At 54.8% G+C, this 7,673-nt stretch carries 5 protein-coding genes and 1 pseudogene; 3 read left to right on the top strand and 3 right to left on the bottom strand.

Annotated features, from left to right (window positions below; translation table 11 throughout):
- Positions 1-207: pseudogene (locus ACP7D4_RS19335) on the top strand (IS4 family transposase); the annotation flags it as partial.
- Positions 208-640: 433 nt separating this feature from the next.
- A complete protein-coding gene (locus ACP7D4_RS19330; protein ID WP_426210789.1) occupies positions 641-1,852 on the top strand; it encodes a tyrosine-type recombinase/integrase in 1,212 nt (403 codons plus the stop codon).
- Positions 1,853-1,924: 72 nt separating this feature from the next.
- Here the strand turns inward: ACP7D4_RS19330 and ACP7D4_RS19325 are convergent, their stop codons facing one another.
- The 3 genes from ACP7D4_RS19325 to ACP7D4_RS19315 all read right to left on the bottom strand — a co-directional run bounded on the left by ACP7D4_RS19325 (position 1,925) and on the right by ACP7D4_RS19315 (position 6,342).
- Entirely contained in the window at positions 1,925-4,666 is a 2,742-nt protein-coding gene (locus tag ACP7D4_RS19325) for a DNA polymerase (protein WP_426210787.1), read from the bottom strand.
- Between the two features lie 80 nt (positions 4,667-4,746).
- Positions 4,747-5,112, bottom strand: coding sequence for a hypothetical protein (locus tag ACP7D4_RS19320; RefSeq protein WP_426210785.1), 366 nt, complete (start codon positions 5,110-5,112; stop codon positions 4,747-4,749).
- A 75-nt stretch (positions 5,113-5,187) separates the two neighbouring features.
- Positions 5,188-6,342, bottom strand: coding sequence for a tyrosine-type recombinase/integrase (locus tag ACP7D4_RS19315; RefSeq protein WP_426210783.1), 1,155 nt, complete (start codon positions 6,340-6,342; stop codon positions 5,188-5,190).
- Positions 6,343-6,449: 107 nt separating this feature from the next.
- Between ACP7D4_RS19315 and ACP7D4_RS19310 the strand changes: the two genes are divergently transcribed.
- On the top strand, positions 6,450-7,598 hold the full coding sequence (locus ACP7D4_RS19310) for a hypothetical protein (RefSeq protein WP_426210782.1): 1,149 nt from the start codon (positions 6,450-6,452) through the stop codon (positions 7,596-7,598).
- The last annotated feature ends 75 nt before the right edge of the window (positions 7,599-7,673 follow it).

Genomic DNA, 7,673 nt, shown 5'->3' with positions numbered 1-7,673 from the left:
ATTAACCATGCCTACGCCCACACCGCGCTCAAGCCGCTGATGCCCATACTTCTGCTCGGTGGGAAAATCGGCAGAAAGGTTGGAACGCTGCTGCGCGACCTGCTGCGGCTAATTGCCGGAAAGACCTATCGACATCGAGAGAATCGTTCGAAGCCCAGGAAGCCCGGCGTAAAACCACACAAGAAGATGACTCAGAAAAACTGTTGAAATGTCTTAACTTGGGTGGATTGCCTTACCACCGGGAACAGCGGGTCGAAATTTGCGGAAGAAAGATTCTCAACCTGTCTCGAAAAGGTGGATCGTTCTTTACTTGTAACACAGTTGATATCGGGAGGGGCAGCATCGCTTCCGAAACAGCGGGTCTGCCGCCGGCCACATTCCAAGGCGTCGCAACGACTGTGTTCGGCGCGTCGGGCGGTTTCGTCGAACCGGGCGGGAACTGCGCACAAATTACCGGAGGGTGACCGTCCGCAACGGGAGCAGTCAACTGCAATGTTGCCAGTACTACATAGCGCCAGTCCCTACAAGGCTTCCTGTCCGTCGCGACCTCGACGCGCTTTCAAGCGCAACGGACTTAGAAGACGGTGTTCTCACCTCGCCGCGCGAACACGCCACTTCAACAACCATCGAAGAGAAAACAATGAAGAAAAACAAATTCAGGTTCACAAACCGCGCGCTGGTCCAACTGCCTGTGCACGACGCCTCATCGCCATCGCGGTCGGCCGAGTACAGTGATGCGGACGTGATCGGATTGCGCGTGCTGGTCAACAAGCAGGGGCGGAAATATTTCTATTTTCGCTTCGTCTTTGACGGCCAAAAGCGGGCGGCGAAACTTGGCGAGTTTCCGGCCTTGGAGGTGGCGGACGTTCGAAAACTGGCGCTTGAAATGCGCAGCAAGGTAGATCGAGGTATTAATCCGCAAGAGGTCCATGATCGCGCGCAGGCCTCGCCTACGTTCGAGGCGTTTGGCACAGCAGAATACATGCCCTTTGCGCGCCAGACGAAAAAAAGTGCATCTGACGATCTTTGCCGCCTAAAAGTGCAAATTTATCCACGATTTGGTTCGCGTAAGCTGGCTGATATTCAAACAAGGGAGGTTCAACAGTTCCATGCAGATATTAAGGAGTCGCACTGTGCAGCGACCGCAAATCGTCATCTGTCCTTGCTCTCGCGGATGTATAACTTGGCAGTTCAGTGGGGCCGCGCCGAGCGTAATCCGTGCGCAGGAATTTCGAAATTCAAGGAGAATAATATGCGCCAAAGATTTTTGAAGCCGGAGGAAATTCAACGGATGTATAAAGCCATGGAGGCGGAGCCAAATAAGGTAGCTGTCGCTGCGTTGAAATTTCTTCTTGTAACGGGGGCCAGGCGAGAGGAGGCCTTGCAGGCCAAGTGGCAAGACGTTGATTTGGACAACGGTGTTTGGTTCTTGCCTCAAACCAAGTCAGGCAGGGGGCGTTATGTTCAGCTAAATAGTGAGGCTCAAATGCTGCTTCGCTCTGCGCCGCGCATTCAGAACAGCCCTTGGCTTTTTCCTGGACGTGATCCATCCAAGCCCATATATTCGCCTCGTGGAGCACTTGATAGAGCGCTCGCATTGGCCGGGATAGAAGAGCATTTTAGGTTGCATGACCTTCGTCATTCTTTTGCAAGTTTGGCAGTCAATGCTGGTGTATCTTTGTCAATCATTCAGGGATTGCTAAATCACCAATCGCCGGTCCAAACGATGCGGTACAGTCATTTGATGAACAGCACGTTGCGCAATGCTTCGGAGTCGGTGGCTGATGTAGTAAGTAGGGCAACCAAGGGTACTGCCGGCGCATGTCAAGCTTCAGAGGACGTGCATCAGTAAGCGGAGCATGGTGTAGAAGGGGACATGTGCGGGCCGGCGCATGTCCCCTCTATTTTTATTGGCGACCGGCGGCTAAGTGGGGCACTGTGCTGGCATCGACACATCTGCCGCGATCAGGAAGCGCTCAACCTGCATCGAAGAGAAGCGCGCCTTAACCGCCGCAACGAAGGCCAGCACATCGCCGGTGGGCGGCACGGCCTGTTCGGCCATCGCTGCGCGGCCTGCATTGCTGACGGCGGTTTTATTCGTTTCGTAGCCCAGAGAGGTCAGCCAGTTTGCCATATCCAGATGCGTCATCTTGCCTTCTGTAATGACGCCCAGCAATTTCTGGGTGAACGCGCGTAAGAATAGTCGCTTCATTACGCCCACCGGACCATCCTTCGTCATATTGATGCTGCGCGTCGTGCCCGCGACGCCAGCGCTGATGCGCTTGCCGCGTGCCGCGCTGAACTGGTAGTTGGCGTGCCAGGCATCCCAATCGGAAAGCGTCTTCATGCAATTCTGCCGACGCCAGCCATCAAAGTAGGCGCGAGCACGTTCGCCAATTTCAGGCCTCGGCCAGGGAGCCGTGTCGAACGCAATATGTTCCATGCCGAGCACGCCGACCATGCGCGGGCTGATCGGCATACGCTTGAAGTCGAATTCCAAGCTCAGCAACGACGTACGTTCGGTCTTGGTGACATCAAGACTGTGTACCCACTGGTCTCGCAGGGACGTGAACGGGCGTGACGTCGTCATCTTACCCGGATAGCGATTAAGGTATAGATCGCAAATGTAAGCATTATGTTCAGCCTTCGGCAAGGGTGGTGAAACGCCCGCCTTGGCAAGCACGACCGGCGTCGGGTTGCCGTCAGCGTCAAGCCATGGCAGAGCCGTCATCTGACCACGCGTTTTCATGGCGATCAACTGGCGAACGCGATGCTTGCATTCGAGCATCGCGGTGCCAGGGGCGACGCGATTGCAAAGCGCCTGGAAACGACGCGCCATTGGTCCATCATGGTCAAGTTTGTCGAACGGCGCATCGGTCAAGAAGCCATCTGTCGTCACGCTGACGACAGCATAGTCAGCAGGCACGCCAACCAGTTGCTCAGCCATGACGGCGCGAACAAGGCCAGTGACATGCGAGGCCATAATCGCATTCGTGATAGCGGAACCCGGCAGCTTGACGCTTTGCATGCCACGCGTATCGAACACGGTCTTTTCCTTCAGACCTTGCGCCAGCTTGCCGTAGGCGGAGTTGCCCGCCAGCTTCGCATACTCTTCCGCCAGCGTTGCCACATGGGGATCGATGCGGTCGCGTTTAAATCGCGCGCGCAGGTCACGAATTTTTGTGACAAAGGGTTCGAACACACGCTGGTCTCCGGTGATCCAGGGGAACACGATACCGTAAAGAATTTTGACCTTACAGCCCTGATTGAGAGCGACCTCGATCTCGGGCGCGGTGCAGTACGACGTGCCCGCCAGCGGAAAATAGAGTCCCTTGACACCCATCTCAACAGGCAATGATGGGAAACGGCAGTCAGTCGGAAATTCAAACTCGACCATCGCAAAGCCAAGCACATGGCCGACGAAATCCAAAGGCTCGGTACTGTGGCGCATGCCGTTATAGTCAATCTGACGAAGGTCGACCAGACCTGTCGTATAGGCACCCGCCAAGTCGTAGTCGTACCAGTCGCCAATATGGGTAGGGCCACCATGGAAGCATTCGTTCCGGCCGCCGTGGTATGTCATGATTACGAACGGATCAACGATCTTTCGGAAAGGACAAGGGGTAATTTCGGTTTTGCTGCAAACCTTGCCTTTATTATCGTTCCATGCCGTCGTCTTGGTCGCCACCAGGCCCCATGATTTATCGAAATCGAGATCAGCCTCTTTGATTACCTTGGTAAGCAAGCGGATGGCAAGACTGCTTACCGTGGCGGGCAGCACATCACAGCCAACTTCGGTAGCAGCGAACTTTTCCAGGTGCTGGAGAAAGCGAACAGTGATCTCGGCATCGCGCATCGCATAAGCCTCAAACGCAGGCTTGTTCCCTTGCAACAGCAGGTCCATGCGGTCCTTAGCATAACCTTCAGGCAGATCCAGTTTGGGCAGGTCCAGCCATGCGCCAATGCGGTCAAGCGTGGTGCCCTCCACTACATGGCGGCCAAGGTCGATAAAGTTAGTAGTCAGGATGAACAGGCCCGCGCCGTCACTGACTACCGCAGTCTTTTTGCGCGGCATGCTGACGCCGGTCTGATTGAAAGCGAAATTGATACCCTGGCCGATAGTGGCTACCTTGCCGCCAGCGCTGTCCAACTCGTTCTTGAAGTCGCCAAGGTCGGCAAACGCAGCGAGGTCGAGGCGCAGGAAGAACCCGGCAAGAATCACGCAACTGGGCCACTCTGATATATAACCGTCGTCAATACCTTCGATGATCAGATTGAGCAACAGGCGCGAGAAGCTTGGACGATCGACCTTGTTGGCGCTCTTGGGGTAGATGATCTTCTTCAGCTCGCCCTCGTCACCAACCAGATGGAACTGGACAGACAGGATGTCGTTTTCGCCGGTCGTCGGATTCTTCGTAAACTCGCTGTCGAAGCCGACGCGGACCTTTGGGCCTGCCTTGTTGACAAAAGGCTTGGTTGGGTCTTTGCAGTACATGCTGATCTGGCGCAGCATCTTGACCTCAAGTTCGGCAATCTCCTTGTCGATGTCCGGAGGGATGAAATCGTCGTCGTTGTTGAACGGCAAGTCATTGTAACTTTGCGGTATATAGTCCCCTGCGGGCAATTTACAATCAACGGATGATGCTTCTGAAATAGCTGCTTCCACGATGGACCTCTAGCGCGTTCGGTGAAAAAAGAGGGCGGACCGAGATCCGCCCTGCAATAGTTTTTTTTTCTTTGGATTTTTTACTTGATTGCCTTCGTTTGCGAAGGCGGCGCGGAAATCGTCTCCTCTTTGGCAGGCATCGGCTGAGGTTGGGCCGCCTCTGGCAGGACGGCTTCATTCAAAAACGCCCAGCCGAGTTTGCGATAGTGGGGATCACCGGCGAGTGCGCCGTTGATCATGTCGCGGACGCGACGACCTTTTTCGATATCCGTCACTGGAATCCACTCAAGTGGTTTGTTTCGTGCGTCAAGGCACAAGACGCCCTTGCCCTCGTACCATTTGACGATGTGGATGGCGTACTCGGTGTAGACGTTTCCGCTTGGCATTGTTGCGCGATGTGTCATTTTATTTTCCTTCTTTTTCAGTTTCAAATTGAAGCGGGGCATTACTCCGCCGGTAGTGACTACATTTATTGCGGCGTCAAATTGGCGGCGGTGCGCGGATCGGTGCCCAAGTCGTTTTCATTCGGCGTTGCCCACGGCGGCACGTAGCGCTTTGCTGATCGTGTCGGCTGCGGCGTGCAGGCGGTCGGAATGCAGCACTGCGTAGTGGGTCTGTGTGACCGCCGTACTCGAATGTCCAAGCAGGCGGGATGCGTCCAGCAAAGGGATGCCGGCGTTGAGGGCGATTGAGCAAGCGGTTCGGCGCATGTCGTGAAAGCAAAAGCCCTCGACGCCGTTTTTTTCTTGCATGCGCTTGAGCGCGCTCGACGGTCGGGTCAAGTGGCCACCGAGACGACCCGGGAAGAGAAATTCGTTACGGCGGATTTCTACTAGCGTTTTGATAACGTCGAGCGCCTCGGCTGAAAGGGGTACGGCACGAGGCTTACCGTTTTTGCTAGTGGGCAGGTGGAGGAAACGAGTATCCAGGTCCAATTGTGAGAATTTCGCCGTCAGAGCTTCGCTCAGGCGGAGGGCGGTCGAAAGCAGGAAGCGATTGAGCAAGCGCGGCAGCGGACATGCATCGGTCTCATCTGGCGCGGTAACGGCGCGGATCTCCGATGCGTCCAGAACGCGTTGACGGGCGTTGTTTTCGCGCTTTAACTTGAGGCGTGCAGCGGGATTTTTGTCGATCAGCCCGACATCCATCGCGTAGCCGAAGATCGTTTTGAGCAATGCAAGGACGCGATTCCGGGTAGCAACGGACAGGTGCTTAGGCATTTTTTCGATGCAGCTGGCAAGGTGGTATTCCTGCACGGCTTGCACGAGCATGTGTCCAAGAGCGCCGCGAATGTGGCAGTTGAAACGGCTGAACGCGTCTTTCGCACGCTGCTTATTTTCTTCTGAGTCCGGGTACATGCGTTCGACTAAGTGGCCCACTGTCAGCATCGCATCGTTAGGCGAGCGACCGGCAGCCAGGCCATGGCGCAGGATGGCTACGCGCGCCAACGCTTCGGTCAGCGTCGTGTCGGTGACCTTGCCAACTGTCTTTGCTGTCCACTTTCCGGTAACCGCATCGACGTGACGAGAAATCCAGCTAGCACTATTTGCATACCCGACGATAAACATATTTTTCATCAGCGAGACGGGCACCTCGCATTGCTTCGCCGAGGAACCAGCCTTTTTGGCTTCCAGTTGTTGCATCAGCATCGCTTCTAGTGGTAGGGCTTTTTTCACGAACATCTCGGTGGGTTAGTCATCAATGAGCGAACTTTATACGCTGTAGTTGAAGGCGAATACGTCCGATGGTTTAAGTAAAAATATGGATTCCCATAGTGTGTAGAATGCTGAATCATGTGCGCCGTCAGCGTTTCGCTATTTGCGGTATTCAGTACTTTATTTTTAGGAAATTTATGGTTGTGACATGGGGAGCGACAGCTGACACCGCGATTCGACAACTTTTTGAGTTGAGCTGCGGTTCCAATGGGAAGCTATATTCGGCTGGCGTAAAGCTCGGCTTGATCGATCCGGCCACTGTGAGGAGGGATAGCTTTCACTACCATGTGACCCGACAAAACTGGCGGCTGCAGATCGGCAGTCATTACAAAAGAGAGCAGTTAAGCAGGGAAGTAGCGCCTGACCTTTCCAAATGCCGCTTGGGATCGAGTGCCCGCGTACAATTTTCCGTGCGGCTAGTGCCGATATCGTTCTATATTCGTCAGTTAAAGGCGTCGGTGGACGAGCCGGTTCCTGACTCGAAGCAAACTCTAGGGTTTGGCATATTAGGGCTAGTTCAAGAATTATGTTCGGGCCTGCTGAGGGCCGAGGTACTACTGGGCGACGTAACGACCAGAAGCGATATCTATGGGCTTTCCGAAGAGTCGCTGGTCGAGTTCGTTGCGCGATCGATCTCGCTTCCTGGCCTCAAGTGCTCGGCAATACATTTCCCGGCGATCACTTTTGCCCGAAGCCCTGGTCGAGCAAAGGCGACGGGGCTTGTCAGCGCATGGCTTGGCGTACCTCAACCGAATAGCTTAGAAGCGACTTTAGAGGAGCGATTCAAGTTGTTCTCGGAATGCGTGATCAACAAGGCAAAGTGGGGGGCGGTAGGGCACAAGATTCGGCCAGACGTATCAATTTTCAGAATGGATTTTCCCCCGCAGCATGGATCGGTATTGCTCGATTTGACGAAGCCGTGCGGTAAGGGGTGGGCGATGCATACGCTGACGAGACAGTTAAGGGAAAGACTGGACCGCTACAACACTGCGGTCGGAACAGACGGAAGTGAACTTAGTCCCGCGCTTCGTCTTTGGATCGCTAGGCTTTGTTATTTCCCTGCCGACAGGGACGACGAAGTAAGGCAGCGGGCCGCACTAGAGGCGACGATTCGGTCCGTCTGCTATCGGAAACGCATATCCAGTACGGAGATTGTCAACCTTCAAGACGTTGGCATTAGCCATCTAAACGCGAACGCATACCCGACCACGAAATAGATTCGGCTATACCGCAACCGAGGTGCGGCCAAGTCGGTATGCAGCAGGCGGAGCTGCCGAGCAAGGGCCACGCTT

The organism is Massilia sp. TWP1-3-3, assembly GCF_049897805.1.
GTDB lineage: Bacteria > Pseudomonadota > Gammaproteobacteria > Burkholderiales > Burkholderiaceae_D > Telluria_A.
The sequence above is the reverse complement of the archived record's forward strand: the minus strand, read 5'-3'. Positions and strand labels throughout refer to the sequence as shown.